The 20,866-nt window shown below is 48.5% G+C and carries 20 protein-coding genes; 1 reads left to right on the top strand and 19 read right to left on the bottom strand.

Going from position 1 to position 20,866, the window contains the following annotated elements; translation table 11 throughout:
• Positions 1–2: 2 nt before the first annotated feature.
• From FHS17_RS14330 to FHS17_RS14240, 19 genes are all read right to left on the bottom strand, one after another.
• Entirely contained in the window at positions 3–680 is a 678-nt protein-coding gene (locus FHS17_RS14330; RefSeq protein ID WP_167279096.1) for a VOC family protein, read from the bottom strand.
• A gap of 101 nt (positions 681–781) precedes the next feature.
• The gene (locus FHS17_RS14325; protein ID WP_167279095.1) at positions 782–1,429 is read right to left on the bottom strand and encodes a hypothetical protein; all 648 of its coding nucleotides are present in this window, start codon (positions 1,427–1,429) and stop codon (positions 782–784) included.
• Positions 1,430–1,533: 104 nt separating this feature from the next.
• On the bottom strand, positions 1,534–3,726 hold the full coding sequence (locus FHS17_RS14320; protein ID WP_167279094.1) for an alpha-galactosidase: 2,193 nt from the start codon (positions 3,724–3,726) through the stop codon (positions 1,534–1,536).
• A gap of 36 nt (positions 3,727–3,762) precedes the next feature.
• Positions 3,763–4,782, bottom strand: a complete 1,020-nt coding sequence (locus FHS17_RS14315) for a LacI family DNA-binding transcriptional regulator (RefSeq protein ID WP_167279093.1) — start codon at positions 4,780–4,782, stop codon at positions 3,763–3,765.
• Between the two features lie 146 nt (positions 4,783–4,928).
• Positions 4,929–5,468: a hypothetical protein gene (locus tag FHS17_RS14310; protein WP_167279092.1), complete on the bottom strand. Its 540-nt coding sequence runs from the start codon at positions 5,466–5,468 to the stop codon at positions 4,929–4,931.
• A gap of 71 nt (positions 5,469–5,539) precedes the next feature.
• On the bottom strand, positions 5,540–6,076 hold the full coding sequence (locus FHS17_RS14305) for a hypothetical protein (protein WP_167279091.1): 537 nt from the start codon (positions 6,074–6,076) through the stop codon (positions 5,540–5,542).
• A 351-nt stretch (positions 6,077–6,427) separates the two neighbouring features.
• Complete coding sequence (locus tag FHS17_RS14300; RefSeq protein ID WP_167279090.1) at positions 6,428–7,099, bottom strand: ABC transporter ATP-binding protein; 672 nt, start codon at positions 7,097–7,099, stop codon at positions 6,428–6,430.
• Positions 7,096–8,223 (bottom strand): ABC transporter permease, encoded by a 1,128-nt coding sequence (locus FHS17_RS14295; RefSeq protein WP_167279089.1) that lies wholly within the window; start codon positions 8,221–8,223, stop codon positions 7,096–7,098. Before FHS17_RS14295 ends, FHS17_RS14300 begins: the two co-directional genes overlap by 4 nt.
• A 65-nt stretch (positions 8,224–8,288) precedes the next feature.
• Positions 8,289–9,638, bottom strand: coding sequence for a sensor histidine kinase (locus FHS17_RS14290; protein ID WP_341805831.1), 1,350 nt, complete (start codon positions 9,636–9,638; stop codon positions 8,289–8,291).
• A gap of 26 nt (positions 9,639–9,664) precedes the next feature.
• Positions 9,665–10,342, bottom strand: coding sequence for a response regulator (locus FHS17_RS14285; protein WP_167279502.1), 678 nt, complete (start codon positions 10,340–10,342; stop codon positions 9,665–9,667).
• A 128-nt stretch (positions 10,343–10,470) separates the two neighbouring features.
• The gene (locus FHS17_RS14280; protein ID WP_167279087.1) at positions 10,471–10,851 is read right to left on the bottom strand and encodes a 4Fe-4S dicluster domain-containing protein; all 381 of its coding nucleotides are present in this window, start codon (positions 10,849–10,851) and stop codon (positions 10,471–10,473) included.
• The gene (locus tag FHS17_RS14275; protein ID WP_167279086.1) at positions 10,848–12,482 is read right to left on the bottom strand and encodes an FAD-dependent oxidoreductase; all 1,635 of its coding nucleotides are present in this window, start codon (positions 12,480–12,482) and stop codon (positions 10,848–10,850) included. The genes FHS17_RS14280 and FHS17_RS14275 overlap by 4 nt, the downstream gene beginning before the upstream one ends.
• A 192-nt stretch (positions 12,483–12,674) precedes the next feature.
• A complete protein-coding gene (locus tag FHS17_RS14270; RefSeq protein WP_243865358.1) occupies positions 12,675–13,349 on the bottom strand; it encodes an alpha/beta hydrolase family protein in 675 nt (224 codons plus the stop codon).
• Between the two features lie 35 nt (positions 13,350–13,384).
• Entirely contained in the window at positions 13,385–14,455 is a 1,071-nt protein-coding gene (locus FHS17_RS14265) for an ABC transporter substrate-binding protein (protein WP_243865357.1), read from the bottom strand.
• A gap of 46 nt (positions 14,456–14,501) precedes the next feature.
• Positions 14,502–14,834: a 4Fe-4S dicluster domain-containing protein gene (locus tag FHS17_RS14260; protein WP_167279085.1), complete on the bottom strand. Its 333-nt coding sequence runs from the start codon at positions 14,832–14,834 to the stop codon at positions 14,502–14,504.
• Complete coding sequence (locus FHS17_RS14255) at positions 14,831–16,447, bottom strand: FAD-dependent oxidoreductase (protein WP_167279084.1); 1,617 nt, start codon at positions 16,445–16,447, stop codon at positions 14,831–14,833. The genes FHS17_RS14260 and FHS17_RS14255 overlap by 4 nt, the downstream gene beginning before the upstream one ends.
• An 80-nt stretch (positions 16,448–16,527) precedes the next feature.
• Positions 16,528–17,427, bottom strand: a complete 900-nt coding sequence (locus tag FHS17_RS14250) for an ABC transporter permease (RefSeq protein WP_167279083.1) — start codon at positions 17,425–17,427, stop codon at positions 16,528–16,530.
• Positions 17,428–17,444: 17 nt separating this feature from the next.
• Positions 17,445–18,242, bottom strand: a complete 798-nt coding sequence (locus FHS17_RS14245; RefSeq protein WP_208420411.1) for an ABC transporter permease — start codon at positions 18,240–18,242, stop codon at positions 17,445–17,447.
• A 273-nt stretch (positions 18,243–18,515) separates the two neighbouring features.
• Positions 18,516–19,967, bottom strand: a complete 1,452-nt coding sequence (locus tag FHS17_RS14240; protein WP_167279082.1) for a DHA2 family efflux MFS transporter permease subunit — start codon at positions 19,965–19,967, stop codon at positions 18,516–18,518.
• A 179-nt stretch (positions 19,968–20,146) separates the two neighbouring features.
• Here FHS17_RS14240 and FHS17_RS14235 point away from each other — a divergent pair, with 179 nt between their 5' ends.
• Positions 20,147–20,833: a TetR/AcrR family transcriptional regulator gene (locus FHS17_RS14235; protein WP_167279081.1), complete on the top strand. Its 687-nt coding sequence runs from the start codon at positions 20,147–20,149 to the stop codon at positions 20,831–20,833.
• Positions 20,834–20,866 lie beyond the last annotated feature (33 nt).

Below are 20,866 nucleotides of genomic sequence, written 5' to 3'. Positions count from 1 at the left end.
AATTATGCTGGAGAGATGGTTGTTATAATCTTATAGGGATAGCCCGGGATAATTGACACCTGTTCGTTTGACCCGGCTATCGTTACCGTGAAAGGTGCTGCCTCCGCCTGATCCTGTGTAGGGAACCATGCACGATCTATCGTTGCCACAATAAACAGGCCATGCTCATCACCTATAGGCTGGAAGGTTGTCCCGTTGCCGCGCCAAGGCGCAAAACCAAGCTCATTCGAGCAATAAAGAATAGTGTCCGCTACAGCTTCTACCGGCATGCCAAGCTCACTGATACCTATCAGATCATGGATGGAGAATGCTCCTGCCGATTGGCTCACCAGGTTATGCCTAGCAATAAATTCAACGATATTACCTGCAGCGTCATAGAAGTAACAGGCATGGGCATTCCAATCTTTGAAATGAAAGATCTCATCTTGCCCTTCGCTAAGCAGCGGGGTTCGCTCCTTCAAGAAGTGAACCGCTGACTCCAACTTATTTTCTTCAATATTAAAGGCAAAATGATAGATACTTCTGTCATTAGCCTGCTTAAACGTTAATCGCGTATACCCGGCAAGGACAGTGAAGGAGTCGGCTGTTTCCTCTGTCATTTGCATACCCAGTACCTGGGTATAAAAGTTTTTTTGCTCTAGTAAGAGCTGCGTATTAAGTTCCAAGTGTTGGATGATCATCTGTCTCTCTCCTTCCAAGCGAGCATTTAGTGCAATGTAACTTTAGCTAATCATGTTAATTATGCTGTATTGGTGCAACATAGGCTTTGGCGGTCGGCCATCTACTCTCGCTCGTATTTAACCAGATTAAATCCTTCATACTTTAACGTTAATCCACCGTTCAAGCCCTTCAGCTGTTCGGTTGGGATAAAGACTTCCCGGCTGCTATTCCCGTCATTAATCGGGATCACACTGCCGTCATCAGCATAATACTTTGGAAGAAACATCACATCAGCATAGCTATGTTCCTCTTTAAATATAGTACTCGTAACAAAACTGCCCTTGCTGTACAGATAGGTAGGATCAAACTTTAATGTAATGTAGATATTATCTGAATTCTTAGGCGGGTTGTGCCAGGCAACCGTCTCCAGATATATTTTCGTATGATGATGATTATAGATCAGTTTATGTAGTTGAAACACCTCTCCCGGCTTACGTGGAATGTCGGCAGGATCAATTCGGAACTCAAGCTTAATCGACTGCTGCTGGCTGGTGATCCGGTAACGGTTCTGGGAGAATATATTGTCCTCAATGACAGACTGGGAGTAACGCTCCTGGAGCATGGCATGTATGGTCCAAATCAAAGGAGTCAGCATGAAAGCAATCAGCAGAGCGGTCAGACTCCTCGTTGTCATCATCCGGTTAAGCGGATAACTGCGAATATTCACCTTCATCATAACCTCCTTCGTTTCCGATTGACTTACTACCATTGTACTTGTTCCCCGTTCCATACATATGCGCATTAGCAAAATTTATACAAACCTTCGCACAAAAAAAAGACTCTGAAAGGAACTGTCCCTTCAGAGCCTTCTATTTATTTCACCGCGCGGAAACGGTATACCTTACTTGAATAATCACCATGGAACAGTGGTGTCTGCAGACCTGCGTGCATCAGCTCGTCGCCGCCATACGCACCATCTTCTCCATCAAGTGCATATTCAAGGTTAGGATCCAGCCCTTTCAGGCGGATACGATCAAGTTTAGCGTTCGCCTCTTGTAAGACAGACACGTAGACAACGAAGGCTTCACTCTTGTCCTTCGATACGAACATCCATGCCGTCTCATTACCCTCAAATGGGCTGAGCAGACGATAGAAATCACCGAATTGCACGAGAGGACGCACATCTTTATAAAGAGCAACCTGCTCCTTCACAGCTTCTTTCTCTTCCTCTGTGAACACCGTCAAGTCTAGCTCATAACCAAAGTTACCAGACAAAGCTACATTTCCTCTTGTCTCAAGAGATGCTTTACGGCCTACCTGATGATTCGGAATCGCCGATACATGGGCGCCCATCGTGCTAATTGGATAGACGATACTTGTACCGTATTGGATTTTCAGACGGGATACCGCATCGGTATTATCACTTGTCCATGTTTGCGGCATGTAGTACAGCATACCTGGATCAAACCGTCCGCCGCCGCCCGAGCAGCTTTCGAACAGGATATGTGGGAACGAAGAAGTGATTGTTTCAAGCACTTCATAAAGTCCCAGCATATAGCGATGAGCAGTCTCACGCTGGCGATCCGCCGGCAGAAGAGCCGAACCAATCTCCGTCATATTGCGGTTCATGTCCCATTTTACATACGTAATTGGCGAGCTCGACAGAATATCCGATACGGTCTTCACGATGTAGTCTCTAACATCTTGGCGGGAGTAGTCGAGAATAAGCTGATTACGGCCCTGCGATCTGCGGCGTCCTTCTACATGGAGACACCAATCCGGATGTGCCTTGTACAGCTCGCTCTCCGGCGAGATCATCTCTGGCTCGAACCACAGGCCAAACTGCATATCCAGACGTTTCACCCGATCAACAAGATCCTCAAGTCCGTTCGGCAGCTTGTTACGGTCAACAAACCAGTCGCCAAGCGAGGTGGTATCTGCATTCCGTTTGCCAAACCAGCCGTCATCCAGCACGAACATTTCGATGCCCAGCTCTTTGCCGGCTGTTGCGATTGCTTCGATTTTGTCCGCGTTGAAGTTGAAGTACGTTGCTTCCCAGTTATTCACGAGGATTGGACGAGTCTTATCACGGAACTCACCACGAACAAGTCTTGTACGATACAGCTCATGATAAATGCGGGACATGCCGCCAAGTCCGTCTGGCGAGAAGACCATAACGGCTTCTGGTGTTTGGAACTGCTGGCCTGCTTCAAGCTTCCAGTTAAAATCGAATGGATTAATGCCAATAAATAAACGCGAAGAGTGATATTGATCAACCTCAACACCTGCGATAAAGCTACCGCTATAGACAAGATTAACGCCATAAACATCGCCATGATCCTCTGTTGCTCCTTCAGCAAGCAGCGCGAGGAACGGATTTTGCATATGGCTGGAAGAACCGCGGCGGCTCTCAACAGACTGCATGCCAGGCTCAAGCTTCCGTTTGTGCACATAACGCTCACGCGCCCAAGCGCCGGACAATTGCAGCATTTCGAAACGGTCATGAACAAAATCAACGCTCATGCTAAGCGCACGCTGCAGATCAAGAGTCATTTCACCACTGTTGATGAATTTCACAGAACGCGTAATCGCGTCATGATTCTCGAATACGGTATAGGACAAGACCGCCGTAAGTCCTGTCAGATCATCCTTCAGCGTCAGTTCAAGCGTCTGAGCTTCCGAGTCGGATTCTACGTAAACGGCAGGCAAGCCGTCGAGTTTCTTTTTCCCGTTGTAGATCTCATGGGAGTCGTAAGTCAATTCGCAAATGGTCGAGCCGTTTGGCAGCTTCACTTGGTATGCCGGCGAGCGGAAATCCGTAGTTCCGTAAGAAGGGAACTCTTGCGGCAGTGCATCCAACGACAGATTCAGCTGACCTTGATCAGGGTTCGGACTAAACGATGCTCTTTCTTTGATCTGAAGAAGACGATCAAGCTGCAAGCCTTTTACTTTACGGCCCCAATAGATGTGAGCGGGATAACCTTGCTTCAGAATTTGAAAAGCATAGCTTGTATTCTTTGATTGCAGATGAAATAGATTTAGTTCCTTATCGTAAAAAATAGCCATTGTCTTAGTTCCTCCCCATGTTTGGTAAAAGTTTGTTTACTTACTTCCGCAGCTCTCACGGACAATCAGCTTAGTATTAATCGTGATATGCGAGGCCACTTCTCTGCCCTCTGCCCGCTCGAGCAATAACTGCACTGCCGTCCGACCCATCAACTCGGTATGGACACGAACGGTAGTAAGCGGCGGTGTGAGAAAAGCGGAGACCTCAATATCATCAAAGCCTATAATCGCTATATCCTCAGGTACTTGCAAACCACGCTCATGAAGAGCGCGAAGAGCACCTACCGCCATCGGATCGCTGGCTACGAAACAGGCCGAAGGCTTATGCCCGGCATCCAGCATCCGAAGCATCGTTTCGTACCCTCCGTTCGAGGACCAGTCCGTGAGATACATAAGCTCCGGATTATAGAATCCGCGCTTCTGCTGAAGCTCTGCGAATATCCTTGTACGCGGATCCTCCTGATACCCCTGTTCCTGCTGCATGACAGGATTCGAGCTGCCTCCGATAAAACCAATCTCCGTATGCCCAAGCTCGTGCAAATGACGGAGCACTTCCTTCATCGCCTGCCCGAAGTTAAGCTCAACGGAATCACAGTCATCCGGAGCAAGATCATGGTTTACGAAAATAATTTTGTCCCGATGCGGATAAAGTCGGTTAACCTCCTGATCATCAACTGAGCCAACGACAATAAGGCCATCCAACTCGTTAAGCGGTGTCATATCGGACTTCAAAGCACCTCGTATAACCTTGTCAATCGCAATGCCAAGCTCCTCACAATGCGTCTCAATCCCGCGCCGGATGGCGCTGAAATAAGGATCACTATGCTCATCTTCAAGCGTTGACCACATAACGAGGCCAATCTTTAACGTCGATAGCAGCTTGTCCTGCTTCATTCGCTTAAGGCGCGATGGCTTATATTGCAGCTGTTCGGCAATATTAAAGATGCGGCTGCGTGTCTCCTCGCTGACACTTAGCGACAAGTCGTTATTCAGCACACGGGATACCGTCGCAGACGAGACGCCTGCTTCGCTTGCAATTTGTTTAATCGTAGCCATATATGCCTCATCCACTATAAATTTAGTTAATAAATTTACTAAACAACAATTCTATTGTAGCAAATTAGCCGAAAACAAACAAGAGCGAAGCTTGCGGGTGGCCTGATTGGCCATCGCTTACTTCGCTCGATTTTTAACATATTTAATTAATCTTGATTCCGCTCCTTGTATTGACGGTCTAAGGCAAGAGCACTTTCGTAATCAGTCGCAGGTGCCATGATCTTAAGGTCTTTGGTTGCACCTTCACTTTCCCCAACGGGTTCAAAGAGGAGAAGCTTCATACTTTCAAACTCTCCCACTTTCCAAATGCTGCCCATCCCGATTGTATATAATCTTTTAGTTGCACCATTCGGTTTATAGTCTGCACCAATATAATTCAAAAAGCCCCCGCCATTATTAATGACTTTACTGAAGATAATCGGATCCATTCTCTCCTTTGTTGCTTCATACTTCGTAATCTCAATCTGCCCAGTGAATTTTCTTTCTTCATGGAACAGCTTCCGATGCAACGTCCCTTTAATCGTTACCGTTGTCTTATCTACCGAAGACGGATCTCCCGCCCTGAACTCGACTGCTGGATAAGTAAGATTAATCTTCTTCGGAAAATCATACTGCCATACAATCAATCCGGCTGCAGCCAATAAAATGAGAAATACAATTCCGGTTATTTTCAAAACTCTGCTCATGATCAATGCTGTCCCTTCTTGTGTGTGGCCAGGTTAGCCTTCGCATGCTTCGCTCAATTTCATGTGTATAATTATTTCTGATCTCGTTCTTTATATTGTTGGTCCAATGCAAGAGCACTTTCGTAATCAGTAGCCGGGGCCATGATCTCGAGGTCTTTTCCTTGACTTGGACTTTGTCCAACTGGTTCATTGAGCAGCAGCTTTAAGCTCTCAAACTCACCTATTTTCCAAACTGAGCTTAACATTACAATAATTGAACTTTTAATTGCCCCCGTCGTTTTATAGGCTTCATTAAAATAAGTTAAAACGCCCCAACCATTATTTATTTCTTTATGGAAGATGAAAGGAGCCATCCTCGACTTTGTCACTTCATACTTCGCAATCTCAATCTGCCCTGAAAAGCTTTCATTGCGCCATAGCTTCCGGTGCAACGTCCCTTTAATCGTTATCGTTGTCTTATCCACCGAAGACGGATCACCCGCCCTAAACTCCACGGCTGGATAAGTAAGATTAATCTTCTTCGGAAAGTCATACTTCCACACAATCAATCCGACTGCAGCCAGTAGAATGAATAATACGATTCCGGTATTTTTCAATGTTCTGTTCATGATCAATGCTGCTCCTCTCCACTCCTAGAAATTACCATACGAGTTATAACGAGCACAATGGTGAAAAAGGTTCAAATAAAAACAAGGCTCTAGAGTTCATCAGACTCCAGAGCCTTGTACATTGGATTTCCTCCAATAAAAGATGGCCAAAATAAACGACGGCTTAGCTACGTTGGATTTCCTCCAATTAAAAATCGATGAATGGAGCTTCTACCGCCGAAACAATCGGATTATACTACATGAAATCCAACGTAGCTCAAGTTCCCGAGAGAGAACGGAGCCTTATCCTGCATGAAATCCAACGTAGCGCATTCCATTCAGTTGGCGACCAATAGTAACGCGCTTTTAACGCTAGACCAGACGCCCATCCTCCAAATACAACACTCGATCGCAAAGCGGTAGAACTCGATCGTCATGTGTGACCATGATCGCGCTTTTCCCTTGCTCCTTCACCTCATCTGCAATCATGCGCACAACGTCCACCCCCCGGTTCGCGTCCAAACTTGCCGTTGGTTCGTCAGCCAGGAGTACAGCCGGATCATTCATAAGTGCTCTAGCAATGGCGACACGCTGGCGTTCCCCTCCGGACAGCTTATCTGGATAAGCTTGGCTGCGCTGGCTTAAGCCCAGTTTTTGCAGCAGTCCCCTCGCTCTTCCAGTTGCCTGCGCGTTTTCCATACCGCCCTGTTTGGCGACAAATAACAGCTGCTCTTCAATCTTTAGATAAGGAAGTAAATTCGCACTTTGAAAAATAAACCCGATCTTATGCAGCCGCATATTCGAGAGTGCCTGCTTATCTTTACCGATGATCGATTCACCATCGAGCAGAACCTCTCCACTTGTAGGCTCAAGAAGTGCACCTGCAATGGACAGGAAAGTGCTTTTACCGGAACCAGAAGGTCCCATTACAGCAACCAGCTCCCCTTCCGACACAGACAAATTCAACTGATCAAGGATCGTACGTTGTATTCCGCCATCCTCGAATTTACGGGTTATATTATGAAGAATTATTCTTTCTCTCATGCCGCTGTCCTCCCAATTGCATCAAGGGCGTCAATTCTGGCCACTTTCCATACGGAAAACAAGGAGCCTGCGAGAGACATGACGAGAAAAGCACCACAAGAAATGGCTAGTGTAGAAGCATCAAGCTGAAACGGCATGCCGCTTGGCAGCATTGCTTTTACCCCAAGAACGAGCAGTACGCTTATGATAAGACTGCCCGCGCATATGAACAGCACTTGCAAGGTGACGCTTCGTAACAAGTAAGTCGTACGTGTCCCGATGGCCTTCAGAATGCCAAACTGACTGCTCTTTTGGATGGTAATGACGTAGAAGAACACCGCAAGCACAAATGCAGAAATGACAAACAAAAATGCAATCATCATTTTAAGCGATCCTTGTTCTTCCTTGTAACCCGGGATTGCAGAGACTGCAGCCGATTTGGTCACGATCTCTGCATCCGGCAAGGCGGCCGCAAGATGTTCAACTTGTGCCTTATCTGCATGAATGGCAATGGCGCTGTAAGCTTTATCGGTATCCATCCCGCTGACACCCGGTCGCGTCGATGATAGCAACTGAAGCTGCTGCCAGTCTCGCTCACTTAAGAATACCGCAGGTGAATGACTGAATGATTGCTGGGTTACAAAACCACTGACGGTCCACTTCATACCAGATGTCTGGTCTACGATTACCGTACCGATTCGAATCCCCGAATCCTTCAATTTGTCGTCCACAAGCACTTGTCCTTCACTCTTCATTGTGAGGGTATTCCCCTCAATGACCGATGGCATTAGCCAGCCTTCAGGTTTGACCGCGAGCAGCGTTACGTCAAGCTTGAGGGTCGCAGCTTCGGCCGTCACCGTTGTCATTCGAACACCCAGTGGCTGCACGTTATTCTGGCCGACTATAGCCTCCGCCTGGGTCAGCTCCTGCTCCTTAATCTGAGACCGTGTAAAGCGATGATTGGAATCCTTCTCCATAATAAAATGCGTAGCATTCATATTCTGAATGGAAGCTGCATTATCATAGGCTAGACCTTGCGCCAGCCCGGTAACGAACAACACAAGAAAAGCGACCAGCAGCATAATAGCTGCGATCAACGAATATCGAACTTTGGCGAATCTTATCTCACGAATGGCCAGATACATGATGCTTCCCTCCCTTTAATGGCTCAAGTTTAGGAAGCGAAAATGAACGGCGTATGAACGGATCATTACAATTGGGGGAGTTTCACCGTAAACCAAGTGCCTTCACCAAGTGAGCTGCCTGCTTCGATTTCCCCATCGTGCAGCTGCACAATCTTTTTCACGATGGCAAGTCCCAGGCCAGTCCGGCCCGAAGCACGCTCGCGTGCGCGGTCGACCCGGTAGAACCGGTCAAACAGAAACGGCAGATGCTCGGAAGGAATACCGTCACCTGTATCCGCTACAACAATGATGATATGGGATTGCATCTGTTCCGCCCGAACTTCAATACTTCTCCCTGGTGGAATATGATTCACTGCATTACCCAGCAGATTCATCCACACCTGCTGCAGCAGCACCTCATCTCCGTAAAGTGTGATGGACTCGGGAATGGACAGCTTGAGCAGCAGTTCCTTCTCCTCGAGCTGCCACTGCATAACCTGTGCGGCTTGGCGAATGTGTTTGTACAAGGGGAAGTGCTTCTTGTTTAACGCCTCCTCCCCTTGTTCCAACGAAGAGAGCATCAGCAACTGCTTACTAAGTACAGAGAGGTGACGACTTTCAGCTTCAATGATCGAGGCGTAATGCTTACGCTCCTCCTTCGGAAGCTCTTGTTCAGCTAATACATTGGCAAACCCTTGGATAGAGGTAAGCGGCGATTGAATTTCATGCGAGACATTCGAGACAAACTGCTGACGTGACTGATCAACCCGCTCGAGCTCCTTACTCATTGTCATAAAATGCTCGGCAAGCTGCCCGATTTCATCACGCCTTCTTTTTGGCAGGCGAAGATTGTAATTCCCTTGTGCGATCCGTTTGGTGGCCTCCGTCAGCCGTGTAATGGGCTTGACCAAATAACGTGTACTGATCAGGAAAAACAACACGCTGATGATCACCGTCAACAACCCAATCAGGGCAAAGAAGGTACGAAGCTCGCCGAACTGCAGCAGAACGTCAGGGCGCATAAACAAGGCATATTTCTTATCTGGTGATTGTACGAGCACGCCAACGGTGTTGCTTAAACGATTTTCGAAAAATCCGGTTATGAACGGCTTATTCGGAAACTGTGCTACGCCGTGGTATACTCCTCCACCAAGAACAGCTGCAACAGCCTGATTGTCCAAGTCATGCTCACGAAAGCTCCGGCCATAATCATGCGATTCTCCCTGCCCGTCCGTCACATAAATCTCATAGCCAAGAGTTGCTGCATTTCGTAAATAACGATCCATATCGGCAGGCTCCGCCTCAATGAAATCCTTCATCTGCTCAGCAATACTAATCAGCTTGTCATCGTTATAAGGCTTAAGCTTTATATGATAATAATAGTTAGAGACCAGAAACCCGAGTATACTGCTGACAAGAATAACCGCTAATGTCATGAAAAACACCCTGAAGTACAAGGACTTCATTTGCCCCTCACCTCTACCTTGTAGCCAATTCCCCGTACCGTCTGTATCGTAAAATCATCAGCATAATCGGCAAAACGCTGGCGGAGCCGCTTAATGTGAACATCAACCGTCCGGTCATCGCCCTCGAAATCCGCCCCCCATACAAGACGAATCAGCTCGTCACGAGAGAAGAGTCGGCCCGGATACTGAGCAAGCTGGGCAAGAAGCTCGAATTCTTTCATTGGCAGCAATAAAACCGATTTCCCATCGGTAACTTCTACGTTTTTACGGTCAATCGTTATACGATTCATTCGGATGATGTCATTGGATACCTTTGTATAACGGCGAAACAGCGCCTTAACCCGATAGAGCAGCTCCTCCGGCTCGAAGGGCTTGGTCACGTAATCATCCGTCCCTCTGAGATAGCCTTGCTCTTTATCAATCAGTTGATCCTTGGCTGTAAGCATAATGATCGGGATATCATAATGCTCCCGAATATATTCGCAAAGCTCAAACCCATCCAGATGCGGCATCATGATATCAATAATGGCCAGATTAATAGGTGCGCGTGTCATCACCTCTATCGCTTCAGCCCCGTCCTGCGCTTCATGTACCTGATAACCTTCACGGGTCATAACGAAACGGACAAGCGCTCTAATATTGGGATCATCATCAGCCAGGAGAAGGTGATTTATCATATTAACCCCCTGTCTATTTCCAGTACTTTTTCGTTGCTAGCATAGCACAATACCAAACAAACCAAAACAAGGCCCAGGGTCTCTACGATTCCCTAGGCCTTGCTCCTTCCATCTATCCCATTCATTTAGCTCCCGCCACGCAGCACTTCCGATACACCTTGCGGACGGATGGTCCGAGGAGGCAGGATCCGGTCAATGAACGGCGTCGTATCAATCGCTGCGATCTTCGTACGACCTGGTCCCCAACCGATAATCGCACGCCAGCTGCCCAGGACACCTTTGTCCGCAAGCTCCTGCTCGTTGACTTCTACCGTCTGCTCGGCATACGGAGAGACATAAAGCGCATCTGCCGGGCAATAAACTTCGCAGATAAAGCAGGTCTGGCAATCGCTTTGCCGGGCAATGACAGGCACGCCGTCTTCGCCTTTATCAAAGACGTTGGTCGGGCATACCTTGACGCAAATGTTGCAGGATATGCAACGCTCCTCACTTACTAACTCAATCATCCCGCCTGCACCTCCTCGGAAGTAGCGGCCACAGCTGTTACGGCAACACCGGATACCGGCACCTGTTCCGTCCGGACACTGACCTCTTCCAGTCCAGATACGAGAAGCCTATGCTGCTGCTCCTCGTCCTGTCCCGGATATTCCGCCAGCCCGTGCAGACCTCCACTTCGGGTTTCCTTCCGGGACAGAGCTGCTGTATACATCCAACGGGCAGTTGCGGCCATTGCCGCCGTCTCTCGTGCACGGACCTGCTCCCTCACATTCTGAGGAGTTTGACTGTTCACTCGATTCCATACGTTATCGAGACGATGTAATGCTTGCTTCAGCCCCTGCTCCGTACGGAAATAATTAATGGTCAGCGGCAGCACCTGATCCTGAATCTCCTTAATCAACTCCTGCGAAGGTACGACATTCTCGAACGAAGAAGCAACGCCACCAAGACCGTATCGTCCGGCCGGCTTCAAATCACGTGTCGCAGCGCTCTGACGATGGGATAAGGCATGAGCAGCCGCACCTTTGCCTGCCCAAGTTCCCGAGCAGATCGCCCACGAAGCATTAAACGCACCTCCTCCGGACGCCGATCCGGTAATCCGCTCACGTGTTGCTGCATCGCCTGCAGCAAACAATCCGCCAACAGTTGTGCTGCAGTCATCGTCTACAATTCGAATGCCTCCTGTACCGCGGACTGTTCCTTCATATCGAAGCGTCAGCGGGAAAGGCTCGGTGAACACGTCGATGCCCGCCCGATCATACGGCAGGAAGAAAATCGCATGGGATTTTCTGAGGAAAGCCTGCTTCTCTGGGGTATCTGCCTTATTCATAATGGCGTAGACTGGTCCCTTCAGGAGGGCTTCTGCCAGAAAATCTCCCTGCCGACCGCCAACAATTTCATTGCCGTCGCTATCATAATAAGTCGCCCAGCCAAGCAGCCTTGAGCGCGTATTTGAGCCAAATGCCGGAGACGGTGCATATTTGCGAGTAAATTCCATTCCCGACAGCTCAACACCAACCTCACCTGCCATCAGGTAACCATCGCCAGTCAGAACATTGCAGCCAAGCCCATTGCTCAAAAATGCACAGCCACCGGTTGCGATCACAACGGCATTGGCACGAACCTCCCATGTCAGGTCATCCTGACGGGATACGCCGCGGGCACCGCCTACGCCAAACTCATCGACTAATAACTCTAGAGCCGGTGATTGGTCGAGAACTTTCACCCCAGCCCGTTTGACGACCTTACGCATAATCGCCATATATTCCGGACCATGCAGATGGTCACGCATTGGCGTTCCATTCTCATCGCGGACGAAAGGATAGCCCCACTTCTCAATCAGCTCCAAGTTCGTATAGACCTGATCGAGTACCCGATGAATCCATGCCGGTTCAGCCAGATAGCCGCCTTGCTTCATCCTGCTTGCTACTGCTTGCTCTCTCATTTCCTTGTCCGGAGGCAAATAAAGCAGGTTCGTTCCACCTGGAGCGGTTGCACCGCTGCTGCCAAGGTAACCCTTGTCTACCAGCACAACCTTTGCCCCATTTGTTGCGGCGCTCCACGCCGCCCAAGCACCCGCGGGGCCTCCGCCAATGACCAATACATCAGCCGTCAGCTGACGTTCTGCTGAATCACTCATTCTTGTCCTCCTTCTTGGCTTATCCACATCAAAGAGGCACTTGAATCGCTTCAAGCGCCTTTTTTCTTAATCCAATTGCTTCTTGAAAAAGTCGATTGTCGCCTGCAAGGCAACTTGCAGCTGCTGAGTTGCCCCTTCGTATGGATGTACCGCATTAAAGGTATGGTCCGCTCCTTGTACAAGCACATATTGCTAATGTGGTGCCTCTTCCTGGAAGTGGCGAAGCTGCTCCAAAAGCGGCTCGCGGTCTTGATCACCCTGCACAATAAGGGCGGGAATCCGCAGGCCGGTGAATGCATCACGAACATTAAAACGCTGTTCATTCTGCTTCCAATCCTCCTGAACGACTTGCTCTAACAGAGACAGTTCCGATTCGCCTGCCTGCGGCTGGCGGGAAGGCGGAGGACCGCCATTCCATACAGCCAGCGCACTCACCTGCTCAGCATGTTCACCGGCTATCACAATACTGCTTCCGCCAGCTCTGCTGTGGCCAAGCAGCCCGATTCGTGCTTTATCCGCCGCATAAGGAAGCGGCAAATCGCCGCCCTGCAGAGCTTCAAGAATTAAATCCAAATCATCCAGCTCTTGAGAGAAGGTAGATGCTGCTTCAACAGCTCCTTCTTCCAACCCGTCTTCCTTAGCAGAAACACGAGAGAAATTATAGCTGACCGTATAAAAGCCCTCTTCAGCCAAACGGCTTGTAACTTCCGGCCAGAACGCCCAGTCCTTATGTCCTCTAAACCCATGGCTGACAATAATAGCTGGGTGCGGCAAACCGTCATCCAGTACTTTTACTTCTCCTTGCAAACGGCTCCCCTTGCTTGACACTAATGTGAATGACTCAATGGTCAGCGTATGATTCCCCATGCATATCCCTCTCCTTCGTCCCGTCCTATTACGAGTTACTTCACTTCCCAATCCTCAATCTTGTAGTCCTTCTTCGCCAGACCTTCCTCAACGAGGAAATCCTTTGTACCGGTAATGCGCGTAATGCCATCTGTCGTAAATGGTTCAACGGTAATATCACTGATCGGGCTTACCTTCTTCGCCAGATCCACCGTTGTTTTATTCAGATCAGCAATAAACTGGTAGTACTCCTCTTCATGTTGTTTTAAATCCTCAAGCGCTTTTTGACGAGCTTCGTTCCATACCTTTGGAAAGTCAGGGAACTTCTCCAGATAGCTCTCCGATACAACGGTCACTCCTGTTCCATGCAGCTCAGAATGCCTGGTCGAATCATCGATCAGCGTATACCCTTGAGCCAGCAGCTTTTGGGCAGTGTAACCCGTATTCGTCAATGCATCTATGTCGCCTCTTGCTAGTGCAGCCTGCGCATCCGGGATAAGCATATGAACCAGCTTGTAATCCGTTACCCCCGCCTGCTTAAGCAAGCCCACAACATAACGGTGCATATAGGAGCCTTTTTGAATCGCAATCGTTTTCCCCTTCAGCTCTTCAATCGTCTTAGGACCATCAGGTCCGGAAATTAAGTAAGCGACATTGGTAATATTGGTTTGATTGATCAGTCTTGTTTTTGCACCAGATCCATGCGCAATAATTGCAGGAGTATCACCCAACCCGCCAAAATCAAGCCGTCCGCTAATTAGTGATTCCGTCTGGTCCGGACCGTTCGGAAAGCCCGTCAGCTTCACTTCTTCGATGCCGTACTTTTTCAATTCCTCTTGAATGATGCCTTTATAAAAGCCCCAGCCTTCCGCTCCGCCGGGAAGATTCTTATCATTGCTTCCAATATAGCCGTAGTTCAGCACAGACGGGACTTTACTGTTCGTATCCGCCGCTGCCGCTGTCTCCGTGCCTGTTGAAGCACCCGCATTCTTTTCCTTCGAATTCGAATTCGAGTTACCGTTAGCTCCGCACGCCTGCAGCCATACCGTTGCCAGAATCAGCATCGCCATTAAGGCGAGCCTAATCGGTCCACGCAATCCTCTTTGATTTTCTCTACTCTTCTTCATAAGACTGACCCCTCTCAGTGGTTAAATAATCAATTACAATAAATGGTTAGAACCTTGCAAACAGCGACAGCCGGTACATGTAATCATGCGAAGCAACAGGCTTTCTGCCTTTGCCCCAGCCGACCTTCTCCCGATAGCCGCCAAGCAAGCCTTGCTGCTCAGCCTCCTGCTCCGAAATACCAATCACCTGCTCCGAATCCGGCGCCACATACAGCGCATCAACCGGGCAATACAGCTCACACATGAAGCAGGTTTGGCAATCGTCTTGTCTGGCGATGACGGGAATGCCATCCTCCCCGCGGTCAAATACGTTCGTCGGGCATACCGATACGCATTGGTTACAGGAGACACACCGGGACTCGCTTACTACCTCAATCATGGTGCGATAACCTCCTTCACTGCAGGTGTTTCATTGACGGCTTCCGGCTTCACCCATACCTGATCTAACCCGCCGCTGATCAGACGATAATGCTGCCCCGCATCCAATGTCGGGAAATCTTCACGCTTGTGCATGCCGCGTGTCTCCTTCCTGGCAAGTGCGGAATTGTACATCCATCTTGCCGTAGCTGTCATCGCAACAGCTTCTCGTGCTTTTACTCCCTTAGCCGAGCGCTCCACCGCCTGATTCCGCTGGTCATTCCACAGCCCATCAAGCCGCTCGAGCGAGCCTTTCAGCCCTTGCTCCGTACGGAACAGATTGCGATCATACGGCGTAACCTCATCCTGCACCGCACGGACAATTTCCTCCGTCTTACCAGAAGACGAGGCTGCAGTACTCGTAATGACTGAAGTGGAAGCACTACGAAGATTGCGATCGGTTGCATGGTCTCCTGCTTTTTTCGCATAAGCGGCAGCGCCTTCCCCAGCGAATGAACCAGAGGACATCGCCCAAGCCGCATTATGACTGCCACCGCCAGTGAACCCGCCGCAGATCAGCTCACGCGTAGCTGCATCGCCGGCTGCATACAAGCCAGGCACTGAAGTTGCGCAGGTCTCGTCTGTAATGCGGATACCACCGGTACCACGAACAGTCCCTTCCAGCCTCAGCGTTACCGGGAACAAATCTGTAAACGGATCAATTCCACGGCGGTCGAACGGCAGGAAGAAATTCGTTTGGTTCACCCGCAGCAGAGGTTTAATTTCCTCCGGAGCAAGATCCAGCTTCGCGTACACCTGTCTTCCCTCCTGAAGCTTCCGGGCAATGATAGAGCGACCGCGTTTCGAACCTGCGCCTTCCACCGGCGTACCATCCTCGTAATAAAATGAAGCGTAGGAATAATAAGCCGTCTTCGTAACGGATGAGAAGGTTGGGCTGATCGCGTAAGCGTTCGAAAACTCCATACCCGACAGCTCAGCGCCTGTCTCAGCTGCGAGCAAATATCCATCACCAGTCAAGACATTGCAGCCAAGTGCCCTGCTGAGGAATGCACATCCACCCGTCGCGATTACAACGGCACCCGCATGTACCGTCCATGCATCTCCGGTTTGCGTCTGTACGCCAGACGCGCCGCCAACACCATATTGATCCACAAGCAGCTCGAGAACAGGACTGTGATCCAAAATTTTCGCGCCTGCTTTCTGTACCAGCTTCCGCATTAACCGCATATATTCAGGCCCTTGCAGCCCTCTCTTGTGCAGATTGCCGTCATCATCCTTCGGAAATGGATATCCCGCATGGCCCAGACGGTTCATGTTCTCGTACGTACGGTCAAGCACTCTATCCATCCAACGGTGCTCAGCTAGGCGGCCGCCCATTTCGTAACGACTTGCCTTTGCCTCCTCACGCAATCGATCATCCTGTTTCACATACCAAACGCCGGTACCGGATGGAGCTGTTGCACCACTTGATCCGCAATAGCCTTTGTCAACCAGAATGACCTTCGCTCCTTGCGAAGCAGCTGTGATCGCCGCCCATGTTCCCGCTGGTCCACCTCCGATAACAAGTACATCCGCTTGCAATTGAATAGCACCACTTGGTGATAAAATCGACATTTCCTTTTCCCCCTCATTAAATAATTAATTGAATATTTCGACTATTATAGAGCTTGCAGGGCGAGGACAGCTTTCAGTCGTTACCCTTTATAGCTGTCACGCCAGTTCAGCCATCTGCTCTCAAAACTTTTCATGAAAGAATCGATAAGCTTGCCAATAACCGCAAATATAATTATGCCAACGAAAATAATAGAGGTTTCCGAATTCTGCTTCGCCTCATTGATGAGGAAGCCGATACCTGACCGAGAGCCTATTAACTCAGCTACAACAAGCCCAATCCAGGACACGGCCAGCGAGATGCGCACACCAATCAGAATATCAGGAAGCGATGCCGGAATAATAAGTCTAATCAGTCGCTTCAGCGGGCTGAAGCCTAGTATGCTTGCCACTTCAAACAGCTTATTGTCCACATTGCGGATCCCTAGAAACGTATTGATGTACAACGGGAAGAAGGAACCGGTCACGATTATCGCTATTTTCGAGGTCTCTCCAAAACCGAACCAAAGGATAATAAGCGGTGCGATGGCGAGATGCGGAACTAGCCGAAGCACTTGAATGCTTGGATCAAGCAAATATTGAGCTTTCCTGAACAGTCCGTTTAATAATCCGAGAAGAAGCCCTGCTGTTCCTCCGATCAGGAAGCCAAGGCCGGCTCTGCCCATGCTGACCAGCAGATGATGCAGCAGATTTCCCGATGTTACAAGTGTCCAGAAAGCCTGCAGAATGGATCCCGGCGACGGCATGAACATCGGGGAAATGTATCCGGCCGATGCTGCAATCTGCCAAAAGATGAGGAGAATAACTGGGATAGCAGCACCAATCGCTATATCCTTCAGTACGACTGCTGCAAGCTTCGATAGCCGCCATTTGCGCCTTGCCGCTCCGCTTCTAACCACTCTCTCCTGTCCTGCTGGCCCCGTTCCATGTTCAGCTTCTGTTGCCACTTGAGGCGGAACGATTGCTTCGATAGAATTGCTCATACTTTTAACCCTCCTGTCTATCCGCCATAACGGTCTTTCCATCTCAGCAGCCGTCGTTCGATCACAGCGAGCAACGAGTCCGTCAACAGCCCCAGTATCGCGAAAGTGAAAATCCCTACGAATACAACCGGTGTATCAGCAAACTGCCGCGCATCCGACATCATATAGCCGATCCCTGAGGTTGAAGCAATCAGCTCCGCTACAACCAAGCCCAGCCAAGAAAGTCCGATTGAAAGCCGTGCACCTAAGATGATGTTCGGCAGCGCCGCCGGCAAGATAAGCCTTGTCACTTGCTTGAGACGACTGAAGCCAAGCACTCTTGCCACTTCAAACAGCTTATTATCAACATTACGGATCCCAAGAAACGTATTGATATAGAGCGGGAAAAAGGCGCTTTTGGCAATAAGCAGTACTTTGGATTCCTCACCGATACCGAACCACAAAATAAACAGCGGCACAACAGCAAGACTTGGAATCATCCTAATCATCTGAATGGAAGGATCAAGCAGCTTTTCTGTCCTTCTGAACAGTCCTACTCCGATACCAAACACCAATCCAAGCGATCCTCCAAGCCCAAATCCCAGCAGTGCCCTTATGACGCTGATTCGAATGTTCGTCCATAAGTCTCCGGAGGCCGCCAAGGAAATACCAGATTCAATAATCGTATACGGCGTAGGGAACAGCAATTCGGAAATATAGCCGTAATGCCCAAGTACCTGCCATAAGACAAGTAAGGTTACCGGAAAAACAAGCGCAAGTCCTGTAAGTGCCAGCTTGCCTGGCGTTTTGATCGCTGCTGCAGCTTGACTGCTCATCTTCATCACCACTTTCGCCATCTCATTATGAGGGACAGGTAGAAAACAAAAAGGAGGCATCCTCATCATGCGAGAGAATGCCTCCGATAGAACGGTAGACGATATGATTAATTTCATTAATTCCTATTGATTAACTGTGGTTTAAGATTAGCATGGAGATATTTTACTGTCAATAACAAAAATACGACCATAAACTAAACAGAAACCCGAAAGGCACTTCTCAAAGTGTCTTTCGGGTTTCTATTATGAATCATGATGTTTCTCTATTATTAATCAGGCAGCAGCCGTAACGGTTTTTGCTCGCATCGCTTTTTTACGAATAACGAGCGTAAACGGAATGGCTACTACAGCAATATAAGTCGCAATCATAAAGACATCGTTGACGCTCAGAGTAAAGGCGAACAACGGTATCGTTTTCGCACTCTCTTGGCCAGCTTGTGTCAGATCAGTAGCATGCGTAATCGTATGGGAAGCAAGCAGTGATGTAAATAAGGCAATCGCAAAGGATCCACCCACATTACGTACCCAGTTCGTTACGGAAGAAGCGTGACCCACCATCTGCGGTTGAATCTCCTCCATACCGGCTGTGCTTGTTGCAGCAGCAGCAAACGATACTCCAAGGTTACGAACAGCCATCCAGAAAATAATATAGAAATGCGAGCTGTCCGTATGCAGATGAGTCATCTCATAACTGCCCACAATAATAAGTACAAGCCCGCCAATGGTCATCCATTTGGCACCAATCCGCGGATACAGTTTACCAGCGATCGGCATAGCAAGCGCCATAACAAGCGAGGATGGGAGCAGGATAAGTCCTGTGTCCATCGCCGTAATCGCCTGGACGTTTTGTAAGAACAAAGGCACTAGCAGCGTACCGGAATACAAACTGATCGTAATGATTGTATTCGCAACTAACGTAATGGAGAATCGATAGTTCTTAAATACTCTCAGATCAAGCAACGGATTCTCTGCCTTAAGCTCACGCCATATGAACGCAACCAGCATGAGAGCACCAAATACAAACAAGCCAATAACTTTACCGGAATCCCAGCCCCACTGCCGGCCTTCGCTCAAAGCCACCAGCAGTGCAACACTGCTGAGAACAACGGTAGCAAGACCAAGTTTATCTAACTGTTTGGCAACACCTAACCTAATATCCGGAATCATCGCAATAATAAACAAGATCGCAACGATACCAATCGGCACATTCATGAAGAAAATCCAACGCCAGTTAAATTGCTCGATCAGCCAGCCGCTAATCGTTGGCCCAAAAGCTGGTGCAAGCATACCCGATAAGCCCCAGATACTAACGGCAAATGGCTGCTGCTCTTTCGGAATGGTTTGGAAAATAATCGTCATTGTCGCTGGCATAACAAGCCCTGTAAAGATACCTTGAATAATACGGAAGGTGATCAGCGATCCGGCATTCCAGGAAAATCCACACAATAAGGAAAATAGAACAAAACCAATCATTGCGTAAAGATAAACATTTTTATAACCGAACTTATTCCCCAGGAAACCTGTCAGTGGCGCTATTGTCCCTAAGGAAAGCATAAAACCGGTTAAGGTCCACTGCACCGTACTTAGGTCCGTATGAAAGTCCTGCATAAAGATCGACAACGCCACATTAATGGTGCTGATCCCAAGGATACTTAGAAAAGCACCAAAAAATATAGCAATCATAATCGGCCAGAATCGAATATTCTGGTTGGATGAAGTACTCATATGTTTCTCTTCTCCTGTTCTCTATTGGCCAATTAGCCTATTGTAGAAATGATCATACTGCAAAATCTAGTCAAAGTAAACTCATTTACACAAAATTAGTTTACTTTGACTAACCAGTCCATTTCTTTATCCGAAAAAATCATGTATACTCCTTACATAGGAAGTGAGTGTGAGCGCGTATGGAAACAACAAACGAAACGCAGAGCTGCCGATACACCGATGAAGCAACTAAAAACAAATATGTCGCCAAGCTGTTGCATCCCATAAAGGCGAACGGCTTCCAAGGACTTCGCATGGATGACATCGCTAAAGCGATGGATCTGTCCAAAGCGACATTATATAAGTACTTTCCTTCTCGCGATGAGATTATTGAACGGCTGACTGCCCTTTATATCAGATATGTCGTATGTGATGAAACCCAGCTGAAGGAAGGCAGCAGTGAAGCTTATATTCAGGGCTTTCAGTCCACCTTTGCCCAGACGCTTCTAATTGCAAACTATGGTACGGAAGCCTTCTTCCATGACTTACGTGAGGTATATCCTCAGCTGATGGCCTCGATCGAGGTGGCGATTAGTGATCGAAACAACCGCTTGCGGTCATTTTATGAGCGAGGTATTGCCGAAGGGTATATGAATGATTTGAACGCAATGCTGTATATTTTACAGGATGAGCTGATCTTCCAGAAGCTGCTCGATCCCCTTTATCTCATGAAAAACAACCTTACGCTGCGCAACGCAATCTGGGACTACTATTTAATTAAGAAGCAGCAACTCTTTAAATACGATGTAATTCCTCAGATTAACGATACAGCGATGTCGGAAAAAGTAGACTATTTGGTTCGTAAAGTTACTTTTGGTGTGGCTTAGTGGAATTTAGACAGACAATAAAACCCATCACTC

Source organism: Paenibacillus lupini, assembly GCF_011761355.1.
GTDB lineage: Bacteria > Bacillota > Bacilli > Paenibacillales > Paenibacillaceae > Pristimantibacillus > Pristimantibacillus lupini.
Note: the sequence above shows the minus strand (reverse complement) of the source record. Positions and strands in the feature narration are given on the sequence as shown.